General features: G+C 65.1%; 20 protein-coding genes. 15 read left to right on the forward strand and 5 right to left on the reverse strand.

Features of this window, described 5'->3' with window-relative positions; translation table 11 throughout:
• The first annotated feature begins 18 nt into the window (after nt 1–18).
• From Q0C17_RS11180 to Q0C17_RS11240, 13 genes are all read left to right on the forward strand, one after another.
• Nucleotides 19–1,482 (forward strand): cytochrome b N-terminal domain-containing protein, encoded by a 1,464-nt coding sequence (locus tag Q0C17_RS11180; RefSeq protein WP_291205964.1) that lies wholly within the window; start codon nt 19–21, stop codon nt 1,480–1,482.
• A 20-nt stretch (nt 1,483–1,502) separates the two neighbouring features.
• Complete coding sequence (locus Q0C17_RS11185) at nt 1,503–2,465, forward strand: cytochrome c1 (protein ID WP_291205968.1); 963 nt, start codon at nt 1,503–1,505, stop codon at nt 2,463–2,465.
• 156 nt (nt 2,466–2,621) lie between these two features.
• Nucleotides 2,622–2,975 carry a GNAT family N-acetyltransferase gene (locus Q0C17_RS11190; RefSeq protein WP_366914815.1) on the forward strand — a complete coding sequence of 118 codons (354 nt, stop codon included), beginning with the start codon at nt 2,622–2,624 and terminating at the stop codon, nt 2,973–2,975.
• 4 nt (nt 2,976–2,979) lie between these two features.
• Nucleotides 2,980–3,858 (forward strand): S-methyl-5'-thioadenosine phosphorylase, encoded by an 879-nt coding sequence (locus Q0C17_RS11195; RefSeq protein WP_291205971.1) that lies wholly within the window; start codon nt 2,980–2,982, stop codon nt 3,856–3,858.
• 69 nt (nt 3,859–3,927) lie between these two features.
• Nucleotides 3,928–4,887: a hypothetical protein gene (locus tag Q0C17_RS11200; protein ID WP_291205974.1), complete on the forward strand. Its 960-nt coding sequence runs from the start codon at nt 3,928–3,930 to the stop codon at nt 4,885–4,887.
• Between the two features lie 63 nt (nt 4,888–4,950).
• Nucleotides 4,951–5,412 carry a nuclear transport factor 2 family protein gene (locus Q0C17_RS11205; RefSeq protein WP_291205977.1) on the forward strand — a complete coding sequence of 154 codons (462 nt, stop codon included), beginning with the start codon at nt 4,951–4,953 and terminating at the stop codon, nt 5,410–5,412.
• 90 nt (nt 5,413–5,502) lie between these two features.
• Complete coding sequence (locus Q0C17_RS11210) at nt 5,503–6,468, forward strand: ion transporter (RefSeq protein ID WP_291205980.1); 966 nt, start codon at nt 5,503–5,505, stop codon at nt 6,466–6,468.
• Nucleotides 6,469–6,600: 132 nt separating this feature from the next.
• Entirely contained in the window at nt 6,601–7,308 is a 708-nt protein-coding gene (locus Q0C17_RS11215) for a TerB family tellurite resistance protein (protein ID WP_291205983.1), read from the forward strand.
• A gap of 100 nt (nt 7,309–7,408) precedes the next feature.
• Nucleotides 7,409–7,681 (forward strand): hypothetical protein, encoded by a 273-nt coding sequence (locus Q0C17_RS11220; RefSeq protein ID WP_291205986.1) that lies wholly within the window; start codon nt 7,409–7,411, stop codon nt 7,679–7,681.
• Nucleotides 7,682–7,756: 75 nt separating this feature from the next.
• On the forward strand, nt 7,757–8,320 hold the full coding sequence (idi, locus tag Q0C17_RS11225) for an isopentenyl-diphosphate Delta-isomerase (protein ID WP_291205989.1): 564 nt from the start codon (nt 7,757–7,759) through the stop codon (nt 8,318–8,320).
• Nucleotides 8,321–8,382: 62 nt separating this feature from the next.
• Nucleotides 8,383–8,919, forward strand: a complete 537-nt coding sequence (locus Q0C17_RS11230; RefSeq protein WP_291205992.1) for a cytochrome c family protein — start codon at nt 8,383–8,385, stop codon at nt 8,917–8,919.
• Between the two features lie 130 nt (nt 8,920–9,049).
• On the forward strand, nt 9,050–9,433 hold the full coding sequence (locus tag Q0C17_RS11235) for a BlaI/MecI/CopY family transcriptional regulator (protein ID WP_291205995.1): 384 nt from the start codon (nt 9,050–9,052) through the stop codon (nt 9,431–9,433).
• The gene (locus Q0C17_RS11240; protein ID WP_291205998.1) at nt 9,430–11,298 is read left to right on the forward strand and encodes a peptidoglycan DD-metalloendopeptidase family protein; all 1,869 of its coding nucleotides are present in this window, start codon (nt 9,430–9,432) and stop codon (nt 11,296–11,298) included. Before Q0C17_RS11235 ends, Q0C17_RS11240 begins: the two co-directional genes overlap by 4 nt.
• Nucleotides 11,299–11,367: 69 nt before the next feature.
• On the opposite strand, the gene Q0C17_RS11245 is transcribed toward Q0C17_RS11240, so the two are convergent.
• Both Q0C17_RS11245 and pgeF read right to left on the reverse strand, forming a co-directional pair.
• Nucleotides 11,368–12,303: a ribose-phosphate pyrophosphokinase gene (locus Q0C17_RS11245; RefSeq protein ID WP_291206001.1), complete on the reverse strand. Its 936-nt coding sequence runs from the start codon at nt 12,301–12,303 to the stop codon at nt 11,368–11,370.
• A 90-nt stretch (nt 12,304–12,393) separates the two neighbouring features.
• Nucleotides 12,394–13,158, reverse strand: coding sequence for a peptidoglycan editing factor PgeF (pgeF, locus tag Q0C17_RS11250; protein WP_291206004.1), 765 nt, complete (start codon nt 13,156–13,158; stop codon nt 12,394–12,396).
• Nucleotides 13,159–13,327: 169 nt separating this feature from the next.
• Between pgeF and typA the strand changes: the two genes are divergently transcribed.
• Complete coding sequence (gene typA / locus Q0C17_RS11255) at nt 13,328–15,160, forward strand: translational GTPase TypA (protein WP_291206007.1); 1,833 nt, start codon at nt 13,328–13,330, stop codon at nt 15,158–15,160.
• Nucleotides 15,161–15,256: 96 nt separating this feature from the next.
• Here typA and Q0C17_RS11260 read toward each other — a convergent pair whose 3' ends face one another.
• Together Q0C17_RS11260 and Q0C17_RS11265 are read right to left on the reverse strand one after the other, a co-directional pair.
• A complete protein-coding gene (locus Q0C17_RS11260; RefSeq protein ID WP_291206010.1) occupies nt 15,257–15,880 on the reverse strand; it encodes an energy transducer TonB in 624 nt (207 codons plus the stop codon).
• A gap of 201 nt (nt 15,881–16,081) precedes the next feature.
• Nucleotides 16,082–16,426, reverse strand: a complete 345-nt coding sequence (locus tag Q0C17_RS11265; RefSeq protein ID WP_291206013.1) for a UrcA family protein — start codon at nt 16,424–16,426, stop codon at nt 16,082–16,084.
• 1,007 nt (nt 16,427–17,433) lie between these two features.
• On the opposite strand from Q0C17_RS11265, the gene Q0C17_RS11270 reads away from it, so the two are divergent.
• Nucleotides 17,434–18,255, forward strand: coding sequence for a PhzF family phenazine biosynthesis protein (locus Q0C17_RS11270; RefSeq protein ID WP_291206016.1), 822 nt, complete (start codon nt 17,434–17,436; stop codon nt 18,253–18,255).
• Here the strand turns inward: Q0C17_RS11270 and Q0C17_RS11275 are convergent.
• Nucleotides 18,252–18,959, reverse strand: coding sequence for an SDR family NAD(P)-dependent oxidoreductase (locus Q0C17_RS11275; protein ID WP_291206019.1), 708 nt, complete (start codon nt 18,957–18,959; stop codon nt 18,252–18,254). The genes Q0C17_RS11270 and Q0C17_RS11275 overlap by 4 nt on opposite strands.
• Between the last annotated feature and the right edge of the window lie 54 nt (nt 18,960–19,013).

A 19,013-nucleotide genomic window follows, 5' to 3' on the forward strand; every position in this document is an offset into this window, starting at 1 on the left:
TGAGAAGGACACCTTTAGATGAGCGGACATGAATCCTCCTACACACCGAACTCGGCCTTCGAGCGCTGGCTCGACAAGCGCCTGCCGATCATCCGGTTTGCCAATGACACGGCGATCAATTTTCCGACGCCGAAGAACCTGAACTACTGGTACGTCTTCGGCGGCATCCTTGCGGTCTGCCTGGCGATCCAGATCATCACCGGCATCATCCTCGCGATGCACTATGAGGCCAGCGTCGACGGCGCCTTCGCCTCGGTCGAGCGCATCATGCGCGACGTGCCGTTCGGCTGGCTCCTGCGCTATATCCATTCCAACGGCGCCTCGATGTTCTTCCTCGCCGTCTACATCCACATGTTCAGAGGCCTCTATTACGGGTCATACAAGGCTCCGCGCGAAGTGCTCTGGATCCTCGGCTGCGTGATTTACCTGCTGATGATGGCGACCGCCTTCCTCGGCTACATGCTGCCCTGGGGCCAGATGTCCTATCACGGCGCCAACGTGATCACCTCGCTGTTCGGCGCCATCCCGCTCGTCGGCGAAAGCCTGCAGACCTGGCTCCTCGGTGGCCCGTCGATCGGCAACCAGACGCTCCAGCGCTTCTTCTCGCTGCACTACCTCTTGCCGTTCATGATCGCCGCCGTGGTTATCCTCCACATCTGGGCGCTGCACGTGCCGGGTAACAACAACCCGACCGGCGTGGAAGTTCAGGATGTCGAGAAGGACACCGTGCCCTTCCACCCGTACTACACGGTCAAGGACGGCTTCGCGATCGCGGTCTTCCTGATCATGTTCGCCTTCTTTGTCTTCTATGCGCCGAATGTGCTGGGCCATGCCGACAACTATGTCGAAGCCAACCCGCTCGTGACGCCGTCGCACATCGTGCCGGAATGGTATCTGCTGCCATTCTACGCGATCCTGCGCGCCATCACGTTCGACCTCGGTCCGATCGATGCCAAACTGCTCGGCGTGATCTTCATGTTCGCCGCCATTGCCGTGCTGTTCGTTCTGCCCTGGCTGGATACATCCAAGGTCAAGTCGATGCGCTACCGCCCGGTCGCCCGTCAGTTCTTCCTGGGTTTTGTGGTCGTCTGCCTCCTTCTGGGCTGGTGCGGCGCCGCCAATCCGGATGCCGCGGTGATCCCGGCGCTGCAGGGCGAGGCGAGCCTCGTGGTCAGCTACACCGACGCGGCCGGCGCCGTTGCCTCATCTACCTACAAGGGTGGCGACGAAGCCTTTGAGGCGGCCAAGGCCTTCATGGCGACCCTGCCCGCTTCGGCAGGCGCGAGCATCACAGCGGTTCCGGCGCCGACCTTCGCGTTCCGGCACCTGTCGCTGATCCTGACGGTCATGTACTTCGGCTACTTCGCCATGCTGTTCTTCATCGGCCTTGGCGAGAAAACCAAGCCGCTGCCCGAGTCGATCCACAAATCCGTACTGAAGGCCCACAAGCCGAAGTCCGGCACTGCCATTCCGGCTGAATGAGCCAGGTGAGGAGAGAGACGATGAAAACCTTCCGCATCCTCGCAGCCGGTCTTGCCGGCCTGGCCTTCGCAGGGCTCGCCCATGCTGCTGGCGGCTCTAAGCAGGCCCACGCCCCTGAGGGCGGCTGGCCCTTCGAAGGCGCCACCGGCCAGTATGACAAGGCCTCCGTCCAGCGCGGCTACCAAGTCTACAAGCAAGTCTGCTCAAGCTGTCACGCGATGAAGCTGCTCAGCTACCGCAACCTCGGTGAAGAAGGGGGGCCGTTCTACGATCCGGAGTTCCCGAACCCGAACGACAACCCGTACGTGAAGGCTCTTGCGGCCGAGAACGAGATCGTCAGCCCGACCCCGAACGATGCCGGTGAGTATGAACTGCGTCCGGCCACCCCGGCTGACCGGTTCCGCTCGCCGTTCCCAAACGATGCCGCTGCCCGCGCGGCCAATGGCGGCGCCCTGCCGCCTGACCTGTCGGTGATCACCAAGGCCCGTGTCGGCGGCGCCTCGTATATCTACAGCCTGCTCACCGGCTATCCGGACTTCTCGATGTACGAGGACCGGATCACGGAAGAGAATGGCGAGACCGTCTACACGACCGTCATCGACATGGCGAAGTTCGAGAAACTCGGCGAATACAAGCCGCATCACGGCCCGGCCTACCTGATCCAGCCGGCCGGCCAGTACTACAACCCCTACATGGCCGGCGACACCAAGCCGAACTATCTGGGTGATCCGCGTCACGCCCCTCCCGGTGGTTTCCTCGCCATGGGCCCGCAGCTGACCGATGGCCGCGTCGAGTATACCGACGGGACCGAGGCGACCGTCGACCAGATGGCCATAGACGTCGCGCAGTTCCTGGCCTGGGCCGGCGATCCGAAACTGCAGGCCCGCAAGGAAGTCGGCCTCGCCACGATGGTATATCTCGGCATCCTGACGATCCTGCTGTGGTTCTCCTACAAGCGCATCTGGCGGAAAGTGGAGCACTAGGCTCTGGCTGACAGCCTGAAGACTGAAACAACCATCCGCCGGGCGACCCCGGCGGATGGTTTTCTCATTGAGGCCCTGACGCGCCGCATCTGGACCGGCCGGGTTTCGCAGGAGTCTACCGTATTCCGCGAGACACCGGAGACGGTCGCAGCGCAGATTGCCCGGGGCGGCGGCGCGATCCTGATGCATGGCGGCGAGACCATCGGCTCCGGACGATGGGTTGCGGTGCCTGGACCGGGCGGGCAGGGCACATGGATGGAAGTCAAACGCATCGGCGTACAGCAGGCGTTCCAGAGGCAGGGGCTCGGCGCCGTGATCCTCGACGCCCTTGAAGCGGCGGGGCGCGAGGCGGGGATGGCGGGCGCGCAACTCGCGATCCGCGCCGACCAGCCCCGCCTCATCGATTTCTATGCCGGCCTCGGCTACCAGCCCGCCAATGATGTGGAGCTGACCACCGTCAACCCGCTCTCCCCGCCGCCGTTCGGCATGCGCAAGATTTTCAAGGACTGACCCCATGAGCACCTGGACTCTCGGCATCATTGGCGGCTCGGGACTGTATGCCATCGACGGGCTCGAGGACCGACGCGAGGAGCGCATCGAGACCGCCTGGGGCGCGCCGTCGGACACACTGGTGCGCGGACGGATCGGCAAGGTGGACCTCGTCTTCCTGCCCCGCCACGGAAAGGGTCACTGGCTGACGCCGACGCACGTGCCCTACCGCGCCAACATCGCGGCGCTGAAGGCGGCGGGCTGCACCGATATCCTGTCGGTCTCCGCCTGCGGCTCGCTGCAGGAACAATATGCGCCCGGCGATTTCGTCGCCGTCGACCAGTTCATCGACCGCACCTTTGCGCGCGAGAAAACCTTCTTCGGCCCCGGCATGGTGGCGCATGTCTCGATGGCCCAGCCGGTCTGCGCCCGCCTGTCGGGCCTGGCGGCCGACGCGGTGGCGGCTGTCGGCGGCAAAGTCCACCGGGGCGGGACGTACCTCGCGATGGAAGGCCCGCAATTCTCCTCGCTGGCGGAATCTAAACTCTACCGCAGCTGGGGCTGCGACGTGATCGGCATGACCAACATGCCGGAAGCAAAGCTCGCCCGCGAGGCGGAGCTGCCTTATGCGACGCTCGCCATGGTCACCGACTATGACTGCTGGCGCGCCGAAACCGAGGCCGTGACGGTGACAAACGTGCTCGAAGTCATGCACCGGAACAGTGCACTCGCCCGCCACGCGATTGTCCGGCTGGCCGAGGCACTGAACGGGTCCGTCCGCACCCCCTCGCCCCAAGGTATTGATTCTTGTCTGGATTTTGCACTGATTACAGCGCCCGAAGCCCGCGATCCTGAACTTCTTGATAGATTGCGGGTCATTGCAGGTCGCGTGCTCGGCAGCTAAGACTGCCGCTGCGCCCCTGAACTGGCGCGTACCTTGCTTGCTTCGGCAGTGCCTCGGGGGGATCTCAGAATGAGCGAAGCGCAGTTTTACACCTTCCTGACCGCCGGTCTGGGCCTGCTGACCGCGTTGATGACGCTGGTCGCCTGGCACCTCTGGCGCATGCGCGAGGATACGCGCGCCGGGCGGCAATCAGCGCTTGAAGGCATCAGCCATGAAATGCGGATCAACCTGCAGCGCATGACCAGCGAGCTGTCGCAGGTCGCAGCCAATCCGGCAGTCGGCCCGGATGTACTGCTGCCGATCCGCCATCCCCAGCTCGACGGCGTCAACCGCGCGCTGATCAATGCCAACCGGCACGGGATCGCCGTGATCGGCGTGACCTACCAGGAGCTCGAAGCCCGCAAGCTGTCGCTGCGCGCGCAGCTCGCGCAGGGCAATGCGCCGGGCGCGGTGCTCGATGATGCGATGGACGCGGCCATCAACGGCATCGCCGCGCTCTATTTCTGGGAAGTCCACCACGGCGCCCTGCCGGCCGAGATCGGCCGCGTGCGCAGCTGGGACGTGCGCGACTGGATGAAGTCGCACGGGTTCAAGGCGGACGCATTCCCTGGCATGCACCTGCGCGATGAGGTAGTGGAACGCCTGCGGATGTACGGCCTCGAGCTGACGCCAAAACCGCTGACCCACACCGCGTGGGAATACTACAACATGAGCTATGACCGTCACGCCGACCGGCGTGAGCGCGAGGCTCGCCGTGCCGAGAAAGCGCTCGAGGAAGACGAGGCCGGCAACGCCGCAGGCGAGGACAAGCCGCGCGGCCTGTTCGGCTTCCGCAAGAAGCCGGTGGCTGAGCCGGAGCAGACGTACGAGACCGAAGAGGTGGTGGACGAGGTTGTTGCGCCGGAACCTGCGCCCGCGCTGGCCCCTGCGCCTTCGCCGGCACCCGTCTATGCGGCCGCCGAGCCCGAACCGGTGGCCGCGGATCCGGCGCGTGAGACGTCCGGCACGGAGCCCAAGCCGACCTACTGAACGGCTTGCACGCCGGGCTGACTCGCCGTCTGCTGAGCCTCATCATTCCAGGGGAGATTGCGCATGATCCGTTCCGCTTTCACCGGCGCTGCCTTCCTGTTGCTGTGCGCCTGCGCCACCGCGCCAGCCGCGTTGACGCCCGAAGCGAAGGCCGCCGAGGCCGCCACCATCACCGCGCTGCTTAAAGCCCAGGACGCCGCATGGAACGAGGGCGACATTGAAGGCTTCATGCAAGGCTACTGGCCGTCGGATGACCTGCGCTTTGCGTCCGGCGGCACGGTCGTGCGGGGCTATGACGCGACGCTCGCGCGCTACAAGGTGCGCTATCCCGGCCGGGAAGGGATGGGCGAGCTGACAACCACCGACTACGAGATCGACATCCTGTCGCCCGACGCCGCCATCGCGCATGGCAGCTGGCATGTGAAACTCGCGGACGAGGAATTGTCCGGTCTCTACACGCTGGTGCTGCGCAAGCAGGACGGCGAATGGCTGATCGTTTCCGACACGACCACCTCGGCGGAATGACCGGCTGCTGATTGCAAGGTTGGCAGGCGCGCCGGCTCAGGGCAAACACCCCTCCGGCAGACGTGCAGCGTAGACAGGGGGACAGCCAGAATGGCGCGCGCAACACTCGACTACGAGACAAGCAACTCCGCGATCGAGGCCTTCCTCGAACGCCCGTCGATTCGTACGACGATCACCTCGCTGATCATCTTCAATGCCCTGACGCTGGGCGTGCTGACCTACAGGGATTCGCTGCCGGGCGCTGCCGTTGCGATCCTCGAGTTTCTGGACGGCGCGGTCACGGCCGTCTTCGTCGCCGAGATTGCGGCCAAGCTCTGGGTGTACCGGTGGCAGTTCTTCCGGGTCGGCTGGAACGTGTTCGACTTCGTCGTGGTCGCGCTCTCGCTGATTCCCGGCGCTTCGGTGTTCACCGTGCTGCGGGCGCTGCGGGTGTTGCGCGTGCTGCGGCTCCTGCGCTTCGTGCCAATGATGAAGCGCATCACCGAGGCGCTCCTGAAGTCGATCCCCGGCATGGGCGCGATCCTCGCTGTGATCATCCTCGTCATCTATGTCGGCGCCGTGATGGCGACCAACATGTACGGCAACACAGCCAATGCCGACGTGCGCGAGATGTTCGGCACCCTGCCCGATTCCGCCATGACACTGTTCCAGCTGATGACGATGGACGGCTGGTCGGACCTGCTCGACACGGTCACGGATGACGGTCATCCGTATGCGTGGGTCTTCTTCCTGATCTTCATCTTTGTCGGCAGCTTCGCGATCCTGAACCTGTTCATCGCGCTGATCGTTGAGGCGCTGACCGAAGAGCAGAAGGCGGCCATCGGCGAGCAGATCGAGAGCCTTGAGGCGGCGATGGAGGGACACGCCTCGGCGGACGTGACCGGCGCGATCGAGGAAATCCGGGCACGTGACGAGTCGATCGAGGAAACGCTCGGTCAGGTAGAGGAAGACCTTGTGGAGGCTGAGACGGACCGCAGCGAGATGATGCAGATGCTGCGGGAGATGCGGGCCGAGATCCAGTCGCTGAAGGCCATGATTGCGGCGCGCGGCGGCTGATCCGGCTCACACCGCTCTGCCTGCATGGCTGAGGTTTAATCGAGCCGCGCCGGCCCGGGAGGCGGCTTCACACGTCTTTGATGGGCGGGTGCTGTCCAAGCGGGGCTGCAACCTGCTATAGGTATTTCGACCATGAGCCTCTGGACGACCCTTCTCAACAGTGGCCGGCGCCTTTTCGACACCGGACCCGAACCCGAACTCGACAGCGCCGGGGCAGACGGCTGCGCGCCGGATCCCAACGATGTGGGCTTCACCGCCGCGGTCGTCGGGCTGGGCGCCAAGATGGCCGCTGCGGACGGTCTGGTCTCCGATAGCGAGATCATGGCCTTCTCCCGGGTGTTCCGTGCGCCGCCGGAGGAAGCCGACAATGTGCGCCGTGTCTTTACGCTCGCGCGCCAGACGGTGCGGGGCTACGAGGCCTACGCACGCCGGATCGGCAAGCGCTACGGCGACCGGCCCTGCCTTCTGGAAGGCGTGCTGGACGGCCTGTTCCAGATCGCCGGCGCTGACGGCGTGGTGACCGAGGCGGAACTGACCTACCTGCAGAACGTCTCGGATGCCTTCGGTTTCGACCGCGCCACTTTCCGCAGGATCCGCGCCACGCATCTGGGCGCCGAGCGGGATGACCCCTATCATATCCTGGGCGTTGCCCATGATGCGGCTTTCATGGACATCCGCTCTGCCTACCGCCGTCTGATGGCGGACCATCACCCGGACCGTATCGTCCAGATGGGCGCTCCGCGCGAGTTCGAGGACGCCGCCCACGCCAAAGCCGCAGCCATAACGGCGGCCTACGCGCGCATCCGTGCGGAACGCGGCCTGCTGGTCCGTCAGGACTGATTAACCCTCGCGCAGGGCAAAATTGCACACTCTGGTCGCACACGAGTGCGTTGACGCGCTGCCTTCATGCCGCCATCTTGATCCTTGATCGTGAGGCTCAATGGACCAGACACTTCCCCCCAACCGCACCCCCGACTACCTGGCCTCGCTTCGCGCTGGCCTCGCATTTGCGGCGCAGGTGCTGATTGGCGCGATGCTGATCTTTGTCGCCAGCCTCGTGGCCATGACGACTGCCCTTGCCGGCCTGATGCTGGCGGGCGCTGCGCTCGTGCTGCGCTACGCTGCAGTGCGGCAACCGGTGCCGGTGCGGGTGAAGGATGCCCCCGTCACGCTGCAGGCCCGCCGTACCCCGCGCGGATGGACAGTCGAGTAGGTCTGCCCCCCGAACCGGACGCGGTTTGACCTTCATCCGGGCTGGCACTAGCTTTGCCCCAGAAGGAGCAGGCGCGTGAGCGACGAGTTCGAGCAGGTGATCCTTGTGGACGAGGCCGACGAGGCGCTCAGAAACGGCGACAAGTGGCGCATCCATCAGGATGGACTGCTGCACCGCGCATTCTCCATTTTCGTGTTCAATGCCGACGGCGACTGCCTGATCCAGCAGAGGGCCGCGGGCAAGTACCACTCGGCCGGCAAGTGGGCGAATGCCTGCTGCGGCCATCCGAGACCCGGCGAGCCGACCGGCGCGGCGGCGGTGCGCCGCCTGGAAGAAGAGGTCGGCCTGCGCCTGAAGCTGACCTTCGGGTTCAAAAGCCGCTACGTCGCCTATCTCGACAATGACATGATCGAGAACGAAATTCCCCACCTCTATTTCGGCCGCACATCCTCGGCGCCGGTCCTGAACCCGGACGAGGTGCAGGCTGTGCGCTGGGTTTCACTGGAGGCGCTGGCAAAAGATATCGCTGGCGCGCCGGAACAATATGCCGCCTGGCTGCGTCACTATGTTGAGGCCCATCCGGCCGAACTCGCCGAATGGCGCGAGCGGACCCTGATTGTTCAAAAACACGCCGAATGAAACCTTGGCGCGGGTTTCCGGCACAATACCATCCCGCGCCCAGTATTCTTTGGAGGAAACAAATGCGATTTGACACCAAGCGTCTGACCCTGGCGATGGCATCTGCCTTCGCGTTCACGCTCGCAGCCTGTGGCGGTTCGGGCGAGTCTTCCGCGCCTGCCCCCGCAGCCGTGCCGGCAGCTGAACCTGCACCCGTCGAAGATGCCGCGCCGGTGGAAGCGGCTCCCGCCGAGTCGCCGGCACCGACCGAAGCAGCCGCCCCTGCGGCCGGCGGGACGGACTTTACGTCCTACACCGGCGACGCCGCCAAGGGCAAACGCGTCTTCGCTCAGTGCATGGCCTGCCACACCGTGCAGGAAGGCCGCCACAATGTGGGTCCGTCGCTCTACGGCATCGTCGGCCGCGAGTCGGGTACGATCCCGGACTTCAAGTATTCGGACGCCAACCAGAACTCGAACGTGATCTGGACCGAAGAAAACCTCTTTACCTATCTTGAGAAGCCCACAGAATACATCCCGGGTACGATCATGGCTTTCCCGGGCCTGCGTAACCCGCAGGACCGCGCCGACCTCATCACCTACCTGAAGAATCCGGCCTGATCGCATCGCCTCACAGGCCAACCCAAGCCGGCGAACAGGCCAAGCTCACTTCCGGAGCAACCTATCCGCGTCAGTTGACGCCGATGCGCTACAAATGTAACGTATCGGTGTTGCTGATTGCGAGGCGCCCATGTCCCAGCCAAGTTTCACAGAGCTTGCCATCCTGAAACACCTGTGGGCCAGAGGCCCGCAGAGTGCCCGCGAAGTGCATGACGCCGTCGGCCCGGGCCAGGGGTGGAAGGCCTCCACCACGCGCACCTTCATCGCCCGCATGGAGGAGAAAGGATGGGTAGCCCGGCAGGAGGTGCATGGCCTCGCCGTCTACACCGCCGCGATCGATCGCACCGCCACGCTCGGCGGCCTCGTGCGCCATCTCACGCGCCAGATCCTCGACATGGACGGCCCGCTTCCCGCCGCGCTCTTTGCGGAAAGCCCGCACCTCTCAGACGCCGAACTCGACGAGCTCGACGCCATCATCAACGCCGCAGAAGACCGCAAGGGAGGCAAGGCATGAGCCCGCTGGTTCTTGTCCTGCTCGCACTCGGCTGGAGCGGCCTGGTCTGGGCCGGAGCACGCTTCGCCGCCCGTCGCAGCCGCCCGCGCGCCGCGCAATCCATCTGGCGCGGCGCCGCGCTGTTGGTGCCACTGCCCTTCCTCCTGTCCCTCGTCGTGCCGGCCTTGCCAGCGCCCGCGGCCGCCCCGATCGCGGACCTTCCGATCTACGAGCCGTTCCAGGTCGCTCCGGGTGCGGATGAAGTGGCCATGGCAGGCACGGCCTTCGCCCTGCCGCAAGCCGGTACACTGGTCCTCGCCGCGCTCGTGGCCGGATGGGCAGTGCGCCTTGGTCTCTGGCTCGTCAGCCAGGTACGTCTGCAGGTCCTCAAGGGGCGGTCCTATCCCGTCAACCGCCCCTTGCGCCACTGGACAGAGGCGATGGGGCTCGCCCGCATGCCGCAGGTGCGCATCATCCCGCAGGGCGCGCCCTTTCTCGCGGGCCTCGTGCGCCCCGCCGTTTTCCTGCCGGCCGCGCTCGCGGGCCGGGAAGGGGACGCGGAGATCATCGTCCACGAGCTGGTCCACCTGAAGCGCGGCGATCTCTTGATGCGCCCGCTGGAACGTGTCGTGGCAGATGTCTTCTGGTTCTCGCCTTTTGCCTGGGCCATCCGGTCGGAGCTCGACTACTGGCGTGAAGCGGTCGTTGACGAGGCCGCTGCCGAACTCACCGGCGACCGCATCGCCTATGCCCGCGCGATCACCCGCGCCGCTCGGTTTGCCCGCCCTGTCACCTCGCTGCCCGTCGCGGCCATGGTGCTGAAGAAGGACGGAACGCTCAAGATGCGCGTCAATCTTCTGCTCACGGACGATACGCGTCCGCGCCGCCGCGGCCTCGCTGCACTGGCCATCCTCGCCTGCGCCGCGCCGCTCGCCGTCGCGCAGGGCGTGCTCATTCGCGGCCCGGCAACCGCTGCCGCAGCGACAAACATTGCCTACGCCCATCCTGTGCTCGACAAGGCGAGGCTCACCAGCCCCTTTGGCCTGCGCAAGCACCCTATCACCGGTGAACAGAAACTGCACAGCGGAACCGACCTCGCTGACAAGCTTGGCGCCGCCGTGCATTCGCCCATTGACGGCAAGGTAACCCGTGCCGAGTTCCTGGAAGGCTACGGCAATCTCGTCGAAGTCTCCGCCGGCACCACCGCCCTGCGCTTCGGCCAGCTCGACACGATCAAGGTGAAAGCCGGTGACACGGTCGAGCCGGGCACAGTGATCGGTACGCTCGGCCAGTCCGGCCAGGCCACCGGCCCGCATCTTCATCTCGAAGTCTGGCGCGGAGGTGAGCAGGTTGATCCCCAGTCGGTGGAAGGCCTTGTGCTGGCCAAGGATCTTACCGTCTCGGCAAGTGCCAAGGCGCTCGCCCCGCTCGCGCAGGACCTGCCCTCGGCCGGTGGCGCCGCCGCGACCGCAGCGTCCATGGCGCCCGCGCCTCGCGGCGCGTTCGATGACTGCGGCAAGCTAGCTGAAACGCTGAAGGCGGCGGCGCCGCCCGACGGCTGGGGTGATCGGGTGGAAGCGGCCCGCACGGCGAATGCCGCCGCCGGCGTGGCGCAGGCAGACTGGCTGCCGAAATCCGTCACCTATCCGAAGCCCGTCTATCCGCCGGAAGCCGCTTCCGCGCGCGTCTCGGCGGCCTGCGAAGTGACATTCGATCTGGATGCGGACGGTATCCCGCAGAACAAGGTGGCCCGCTGCACCGATCCGCGCTTCGAATCCTCCGCTGCCGAGCTGCCTTCCGCGACGTTCGAGCCGATGCGTACTGAAGGCGGCGCAGCGGTCGAGGCGAAGGGCATCGTCTTTCCGCTGCTTTACTGCGCCGAGTAAGGAAATCGCAAACAAGCGACCCGCGAGGCGCGCCTCGCGGGTCTATTCATGTGCGTGAGGCAGGGGCGTCTAGCGGTCGAACAGTTTCGACACGCTCTCTTCATTAGCAATCCGCCGGATCGCTTCGCCCAGCAGCGGCGCCATCGGCAGTACTCGAATTTTCTTCGATTTCAACGCATCCGCCGAAGGCTGGATCGTGTCAGTCATCACGAGTTCGTCCAGAACCGATTTCTCGATTCGCTGCACGGCATTGCCAGACAGCACGCCGTGCGTGACATAGGCCGACACCGACACCGCGCCCTGTTCCTTCAGCGCCGCGGCGGCGTTCGCCAGCGTGCCGCCGCTATCGCAGATATCGTCGAGCATGATGCAGCGCGCACCCTTTACTTCGCCGATGATGTTCATCACTTCCGACTTGCCCGCTTCCGGCCGGCGCTTGTCGACGATGGCGAGGTCTGCGTTCAGCTTGTTGGCCAGCGCGCGGGCGCGCACCACGCCGCCCACGTCGGGCGAGACCATCACGATCTTGTCTTTGCCGAAGCGTTCCTTGATGTCGTCGATCATCACCGGCCCGCCAAAAAGGTTGTCGGTCGGAATGTCGAAGAAGCCCTGGATCTGCCCGGCATGCAGGTCCACGGTCAGCACGCGGTCGGCGCCGGCGGACGAGATCAGGTTGGCCACCAGTTTTGCCGAGATCGGTGTGCGGCCATCGGTTTTCCGGTCCTGCCGCGCATAGCCGAAATAGGGGATCACCGCCGTGATGCGCCGGGCCGAAGCGCGCCGCAACGCGTCCATCATGATCAAGAGCTGCATCAAGTTGTCATTGGCAGGGTAGGAGGTCGACTGGATGACGAATACATCCTCGCCGCGCACGTTCTCGTCGATGCGCACGAAGATTTCCTGGTCTGCGAATGTTTTTACCTCCGAGCGCGTCAGCCGCATGTCGAGATAGTCGGCGATCGCTTCGGAAAGGGGCCGGTTGGCGTTGCAGGAAATAAGTTTCATGTCGCGTCGACCCTCTGCTGCCCGGCTCGCGACGCTTTTGTAACAGGCGCCTGCGAGTCGCAAGCCACGTAAAACCGGATTCGGGCCTGCTTACCCAGAAATCGCGATTACTGAGGCATTCCGGCCATAATCTGCCTCACCGCGCAGGTTCCGGCGGCGGTTGGAGAAATAGATGTCCTCCATCGCGCAGGTATCGTGGCCAAGATTGCCCACCTCGCTGAGCCCCGCGCCTGTGAGCTGGCGCGCGCAGAAGCCGGGCAGGTCGAATTGCCAGCGGTCAGCCTGGCCGGGGATGAACAGGTCCTCACTGGACGCATCCCTGGCCAGGAAACTTCCGCGGAATTCAGGGCCCACTTCATAGCTCGCCTGCTGGATCGTCGGCCCGATGGCGGCGCGGATGCGCGCCCGGTCCGCGCCCAGCGCTTCCATCGCCTCCACCGTGCGAAGCAGCACGCCGGCGAGGGCGCCTTTCCAGCCGGCATGGGCCGCGCCGATGATGCCCTTGTCTGGGTCCGCAAAGAGAACCGGAGTACAGTCCGCCGAAAGGACGCAGAGTCCGAGGCCAGGCCTGTCCGTCACCATTGCGTCCGCTGGCGGCCGCTCCGTCCACGGTCCGGTCACCCGCACCACGTCCGGCGAATGCACCTGGTAGCAGGAGAGCAGCCAGCGCGATCCGATCGCCCCGGAGATTCGCGCCCGGTTTTCAGCGATATGGCGCGGCGAATCGGCCGATCCCTCGCCGGCATTGAGGCTCGTGTAATCGCCCGCGGATACTCCGCCCCGGCGGCCGAAGAAACCATGGGAAAGCCCGGAGATACCGGCAATCTGGGAGGCGGTGACATAGGGCGGTTGCATGCCCCTCCTTGCTGGCCGCGCCGGGCGCCCGCGTCAAGCGCATCGCACCTGCGAAGAAGCCTGCCCCGCCGGCATGGTCAAACGGCTTCGTCTCTGCTACGGGGCGCCCAAATCCACCCGAAAACTAGCCGTTCCCCTCCCGAACGCCGCCCGCCGGAAAGCCCGCCCTATGACGACCCCGATCGAAAAGATGCGCAACATCGCCATCATCGCCCACGTTGACCACGGCAAGACCACGCTGGTTGACGAACTGCTCAAACAGTCCGGCACCTTCCGCCTGAACGAGAAGACCGCCGAGCGGATGATGGACTCCAACGATCTTGAGCGCGAGCGCGGCATCACGATCCTCGCCAAGACCACCTCGGTCGAATGGAACGGCTACCGCATCAACATCGTCGACACCCCCGGCCACGCCGACTTCGGCGGCGAGGTGGAGCGTATCCTTGACATGGTGGACGGCGCCATCGTTCTGGTCGACTCCTCGGAAGGCCCGATGCCGCAGACCAAGTTCGTGGTCTCCAAAGCGCTGAAAGTGGGCCTGAAGCCCATCGTCGCCGTCAACAAGATCGACAAGCCGGAGCGCCGACCGGACGAAGTGGTGAACGAGTGTTTCGACCTCTTCGCCAACCTCGACGCCACCGATGAGCAGCTTGATTTCCCGATCCTCTATGGCTCGGCCAAGAATGGCTGGATGTCGAAACAGTATGAAACACCGACTGCCAACATGGACGAACTGTTCCAGCTTGTCGTCGACCACGTCCCGGTCCCCCGCGTCGAGGAAGGCCCGTTCCGCTTCCTCGCCACCACGATCTCCGCCGATCCCTTCCTCGGCCGCATTCTTACCGGCCGGATCCTCTCCGGCACCGTGAAGCCGAACCAGTCTATCAAGGTCCTCTCGCGCGATGGCACGCTGGTGGAGCAGGGACGGGTCTCGAAAGTCCTCGCCTTCCGCGGCCTTGAGCGCGTGCCGGTCGATGAAGGCCAGGCGGGCGACATCGTCTCCATTGCCGGCATGACCAAGGCGAACGTTGCCGATACATTCTGCGATCTGTCGGTCACCGTGCCGCTTGAAGCGCGCCCGATCGACCCGCCGACCATCTCGATGACCTTCCGCGTCAACGACTCGCCGCTCGCCGGCACCGAAGGCACCAAAGTCACGAGCCGGATGATCTGGGCCCGCCTTGAGAAAGAGGCCGAAGGCAACGTCGCACTGAAAGTCGAGCGTGCCACCGATGCCGAGGCCTTCACCGTCTCCGGCCGCGGCGAACTGCAGCTCGCGGTGCTGATCGAAACCATGCGCCGCGAAGGCTATGAACTGGGCGTCGCCCGCCCGCAGGTCGTCATGCAGACCAGCCCCACCGGCGAGAAGCTTGAGCCGATCGAGGAAGTGACCATCGACGTCGATGATGAACACTCCGGTATCGTCGTGCAGAAAATGGCCGAGCGCAAAGCCGAGATGCTGGACATGCGCCCCTCGGGCGTTGGCCGCACGCGCCTCCTGTTCCACGCGCCGACGCGCGGCCTGATCGGCTATCAGGGCGAACTCCTGTCCGACACGCGCGGCACCGCCATCATGAACCGCATCTTCCACCAATACGCGCCCCACAAGGGCAAAATCCAGGGCCGCCATACCGGTGTGCTGATCGCTATGGAGCAGGGCGAGGCGGTAGCCTTTGCGCTTTGGAACCTCGAAGACCGCGGCCCGATGATGATCCATCCGGGTACCAAGGTTTACGGCGGCATGATCGTCGGCGAGCATAACCGCGACAACGACCTCGAAGTGAACGTGCTCAAGGGCAAGAAGCTCACCAACATGCGCGCCTCGGGCACAGATGAAGCCGTCCGCCTCACCACGCCGCTGCAGATGACGCTGGAAAAATCGCTGGCCTATATCGCGGAAGACGAACTCGTTGAAGTCACCCCGAAGTCGATCCGCCTGCGGAAGGTCCACCTCGACCCGAACGTGCGCAAGCGCCAGTCGAAAGCCAGCGCCGACGCTTAGGTCCGCTCGCCCCCGCGAAGGCGGGGGCCGCGACCTGCCGGATGCGCTTGTCCCGTTCCTCGCCTTTGCGGAGACGACCAGCCCGGTGTGTGGGGCTCACCTGACCTCGAACGCGATCGGATAGATCGCGCCGTACTGTTCCACGGCAATGCCGTTCTGGCTCACCTTCGGCAGGAACTCCGCCTTGCTCACCGCGCGGATCGCCTCGGCGCGGAAGATCTCGTCCGTGCACTGAGCGGTCAGGTTGAACGGCCGCCCCCGCCTATCGACATCGAACAGAACATCGCAGCTGCCGGATATCCCGCGCGTCACCGCGATCGCAGGCATCGAAGGCGCCGGCGCGCGCACCACCTGGATGTTGCGCCCGGCGACCGGGGAGACAGACGCCGGAAGGGGCCGGAATGTCGAAGGTGCAAGATCCTCGGAAGGGGGCGCAAAGATGAACCCGGGCGTAGTGCCGGTTGTGGTCACAACGGGCCGGGGTGGCGGGGGAGGCTTCTCTGCCAGAATCTGTGGCTTCAGGTTGTCCTCGGGTCGGATGACCACTTCCGGCGAAGTGGGTGTGATCCTGGTCAGCGGCCGCGTTTCCCGCTCCGCCAACACAACTTCTTCCACCTTGATCAGCCAGCTGGCCGTCAGGAAAAGCGCATAGACCAGCGGCGCCGCCAACAGCAAAGCCATCGACAGGCGAGGGGGCGCCTCGTTCAACGTCAATCTCATCTGTTTCCTCCAGCCCCTGATGGGCGCGGGCCACATGACTCGCAGCTCCGGAATTGACGCTACGTCAATCTTACGCAACGTCAACTGAAATCAATCCGAAGTCGCAGCCCGAAGCGAGGGGCCATCCCTGGCCGGGGATGGCCCCTCCAACGCCAATGACCGGGAGGAAACGTGGCCAGGCGTTGTTCCGGGAGGATGGGATCAGTCCGCCGAGGCGAGCTGCGTCAAGGCAATGCGCTCGAACGTTGGGGCGACATCGAGGCCAGCGGCAGTGTGCGCTTCGTGGATCTGCTTGACGGCGGCCAGCACCAGCGAGTCGGCGCACGCGGTATCAAGATACTGCCCGCCGGCGCCTGGAACGCGCGACGTACAGACGCGCTTGGCCGCCCACTCCAGCTCTGCCAGCAGCGCACCCGCGCCGGCATCGCTCGACACCAGTGCGGCGTCATAATCATGCGTCAGGGTGACCATCTTGCCGTCTTCCGCAAGCGCGGCGGGCGACAGGAGAACAATGGCTGCAACAGCCGGTGTGGTGAATTTGAACATGGATCAGTCCTTCAGAGTTAGGGGCCCGCCCATGATGGCCGGACCGGAAACTCCTCCCGCAGCACGAGGTCGCCTCAACTGCCGTCTCCAGGGACACCGCCCCCCTCGGGCGATGTGGCCTTCCCAGTGCGGCCAAGGTTCATGCTGCGTTGCAACAATTACCTCGCAGCCGCAGCATGGCAAGGGACACACTTTCATCGGCCGTTGAATATCCCTCTCCGGACACGTCCATGCCTGACGGTTGTGCAGGCTTGCCCGATCTCATATCGCCTCTCAGGCGTACTTCGCCGCGGAAGGCGGGGCCTGTGCCGACCTCCAGAGCCCCTTCGCCCTCATTTCCCGGGAAAGGTTTGGCGTCATCCCGGTTTCGCCCAAGGCGAAGACCGGGATCCGAAAGCCAAATAATACAAGCCTCTCCGCCTCCGGATCATCCCTGCTGCGCCGCCCGGCCGGCCCCCCCCGCCGCAGAATCCGAGAGCTTCCGATTCGGGCTGCATCCGCGCCTGCCGTCATCTCCCGCCCGTGACCTGGTTGCCTCGCCGTCCTGGATCGGGGCCCACCCGCGTGCGCCGGCTGCTCTGGCCGGCTATCTTCGGGCAGCTCGCTGCGCTGAAGAACGGGTTGCGCGCCCGCTACCGGCGCAGCGTATCATTTGGATAGTTCGTCAGCCGCCGGAGGCGCGACACGCTCAGCTATATCGGCGCGCAGCCCTGCGCCAGTTACTCCGGATGCGGATCTAAATCGCCGGTGCGTCCCGTCCATCTTCGTTCTATACACGCCCCCCGGGAAACTACGCGCCACCATCCTTCCCAGCCCTTGAAGCCCCCATTTCCCGCAAGCGGGAGAGTTGAGAAACAATCACACCTGGAGAAAACCGCCGCACCGGCCCAAACCCCTGCGGCCGCACCGGCTGCCTGCAGCCTTCCTCAACATCCCATCAGAAATCCTCGTTTGCGCGCTGCGCCGCGCCCGTGCGATTACAGCCGCCCCAGGACGGAGTTTCCGCGATGCCCAGCTATCCCTTCTACCAGGTCGACGCTTTCGCCTCGAAGGCCTTCGAGGGAAACCAGGCCTGCGTGATGCCGCTGGAGGCCTTCCTGCCGGACGAAACGCTCCTTGCTATCGCCGCAGAGAACAACGTTGCCGAAACCGCTTACATTGTGCCCGCAGGGGAGGGCGTCTGGAAACTGCGCTGGTTCACGCCGGCTGTGGAAGTGCCGCTCTGCGGCCACGCGACCCTCGCCTCGGCGCATGTCCTTTTCGCGCATGGCGGCTTCAAGGACGAGACCATCGCCTTCGACACGGTGAAGTCCGGTCGTCTCCTCGTGCGCCGCTTGCCGGGCGGGCAGCTGGAGATGGATTTCCCGTCTGCCCCCATCCGGCCTGTTCCGGTTACGGATGAAATCGCCGCCGCGCTCGGCGCCCGCCCGGTCGAGGCATGGGGCGGTATGTTCTACGCCGCGCGCTTCGAAACGCCGGCAGTCGTGCGTGGGCTCAGCCCCGACCAGCGCGCCCTCAAATCTCTCGGCGCTGACGGCGGCGGATGGGACCGCGGAAATTTCGGCTGCTTCGCCCTCGGCGGCGAAGACCGCATAGACGCCACCTCCCGCTTCTTTGCACCCGGCTCCGGCATCGACGAAGACCCCGCAACAGGCAGCTGGCACACGATGCTTGCTCGCATCCTCGCCGAGCATTTCGGCAAGTCCGAAGCGCGCTGCTTCCAGGCCTATCCCGGCCGCGGCGCCCATGTCGGGGTGAAACTGGAGGGCGATCGCTGCAAGCTGACCGGCTCGGCCGTCACGGTCATTGAAGGCCGCTTCACGCTTTAGGCGGGCACTTCCTTGCCGGTCCAGTCGAAGCACTTGCCGGAATCCTCCGGCGTCAGACGGTCCACCACGTCCAGCAGGTAGCCCGCTGCTTGCGCGGGCATGAACAGTTTGCCGTCCGCCACACCGCCCTGAAAGGTCCGAGACAGTCCCGTATCGACCGTGCCCGGATGAAGCCCCACGCAGATGTTGCCGGGCGCCCGCCGCGCCTGTTCCAGTGCGAAGTTTCGGATCAGCATGTTCAGCGCTGCCTTGGAGGCGCGGTAGGCATGCCAGCCGCCCAGCCGGTTGTCGGAAATTGAGCCGACCCGCGCCGACAGCGCCGCAAACACGCTGCGCTCCGCCTTCGGCATCAGCGGCAGCATCTGCGCCGCGATCAGCGCCGGTCCAAACGTATTGGCCGCGAACACGCGCTGGAACGCTTCGAGCGTCATCGCCCTGTAGGTCTTCTCCGGTTGCAGGTCCGCGCCCGACAGAAACCCGCTCGCCACGAGGCAGAGAGTTACCGGTCCGGCCTTTCGGATCTCGTCCGCCACGACGGCTAATTCCGATGCGTCAGTGAACTCGGCAGTAAGGTTGATGGCGCCGTTGACCGCTACGCCACTGCGCGAGATGGCGAACACCGTCTTATACCGGCCAGATGCGACAACATCCTCCGCCAGCGCCCGCCCGATCCCGCCCGAACTTCCGAATACAACTGCAACCATGATGCCGCCTCAGCTAGTGCGGCGGGCGTATCAGGAAAGAGACAAGGAGGGGGA

This window comes from Hyphomonas sp., from assembly GCF_022844445.1.
Classification (GTDB): Bacteria; Pseudomonadota; Alphaproteobacteria; order Caulobacterales; family Hyphomonadaceae; genus Hyphomonas.

Coding starts and splice junctions, on each gene's coding strand:
- Q0C17_RS11180 (WP_291205964.1), top strand. CDS start 19: ATGAGCGGACATGAATCCTCCTACACACCGAACTCGGCCTTCGAGCGC.
- Q0C17_RS11185 (WP_291205968.1), top strand. CDS start 1,503: ATGAAAACCTTCCGCATCCTCGCAGCCGGTCTTGCCGGCCTGGCCTTC.
- Q0C17_RS11195 (WP_291205971.1), top strand. CDS start 2,980: ATGAGCACCTGGACTCTCGGCATCATTGGCGGCTCGGGACTGTATGCC.
- Q0C17_RS11200 (WP_291205974.1), top strand. CDS start 3,928: ATGAGCGAAGCGCAGTTTTACACCTTCCTGACCGCCGGTCTGGGCCTG.
- Q0C17_RS11205 (WP_291205977.1), top strand. CDS start 4,951: ATGATCCGTTCCGCTTTCACCGGCGCTGCCTTCCTGTTGCTGTGCGCC.
- Q0C17_RS11210 (WP_291205980.1), top strand. CDS start 5,503: ATGGCGCGCGCAACACTCGACTACGAGACAAGCAACTCCGCGATCGAG.
- Q0C17_RS11215 (WP_291205983.1), top strand. CDS start 6,601: ATGAGCCTCTGGACGACCCTTCTCAACAGTGGCCGGCGCCTTTTCGAC.
- Q0C17_RS11220 (WP_291205986.1), top strand. CDS start 7,409: ATGGACCAGACACTTCCCCCCAACCGCACCCCCGACTACCTGGCCTCG.
- Q0C17_RS11230 (WP_291205992.1), top strand. CDS start 8,383: ATGCGATTTGACACCAAGCGTCTGACCCTGGCGATGGCATCTGCCTTC.
- Q0C17_RS11235 (WP_291205995.1), top strand. CDS start 9,050: ATGTCCCAGCCAAGTTTCACAGAGCTTGCCATCCTGAAACACCTGTGG.
- Q0C17_RS11240 (WP_291205998.1), top strand. CDS start 9,430: ATGAGCCCGCTGGTTCTTGTCCTGCTCGCACTCGGCTGGAGCGGCCTG.
- Q0C17_RS11245 (WP_291206001.1), bottom strand. CDS start 12,303: ATGAAACTTATTTCCTGCAACGCCAACCGGCCCCTTTCCGAAGCGATC.
- pgeF (WP_291206004.1), bottom strand. CDS start 13,158: ATGCAACCGCCCTATGTCACCGCCTCCCAGATTGCCGGTATCTCCGGG.
- typA (WP_291206007.1), top strand. CDS start 13,328: ATGACGACCCCGATCGAAAAGATGCGCAACATCGCCATCATCGCCCAC.
- Q0C17_RS11260 (WP_291206010.1), bottom strand. CDS start 15,880: ATGAGATTGACGTTGAACGAGGCGCCCCCTCGCCTGTCGATGGCTTTG.
- Q0C17_RS11265 (WP_291206013.1), bottom strand. CDS start 16,426: ATGTTCAAATTCACCACACCGGCTGTTGCAGCCATTGTTCTCCTGTCG.
- Q0C17_RS11270 (WP_291206016.1), top strand. CDS start 17,434: ATGCCCAGCTATCCCTTCTACCAGGTCGACGCTTTCGCCTCGAAGGCC.
- Q0C17_RS11275 (WP_291206019.1), bottom strand. CDS start 18,959: ATGGTTGCAGTTGTATTCGGAAGTTCGGGCGGGATCGGGCGGGCGCTG.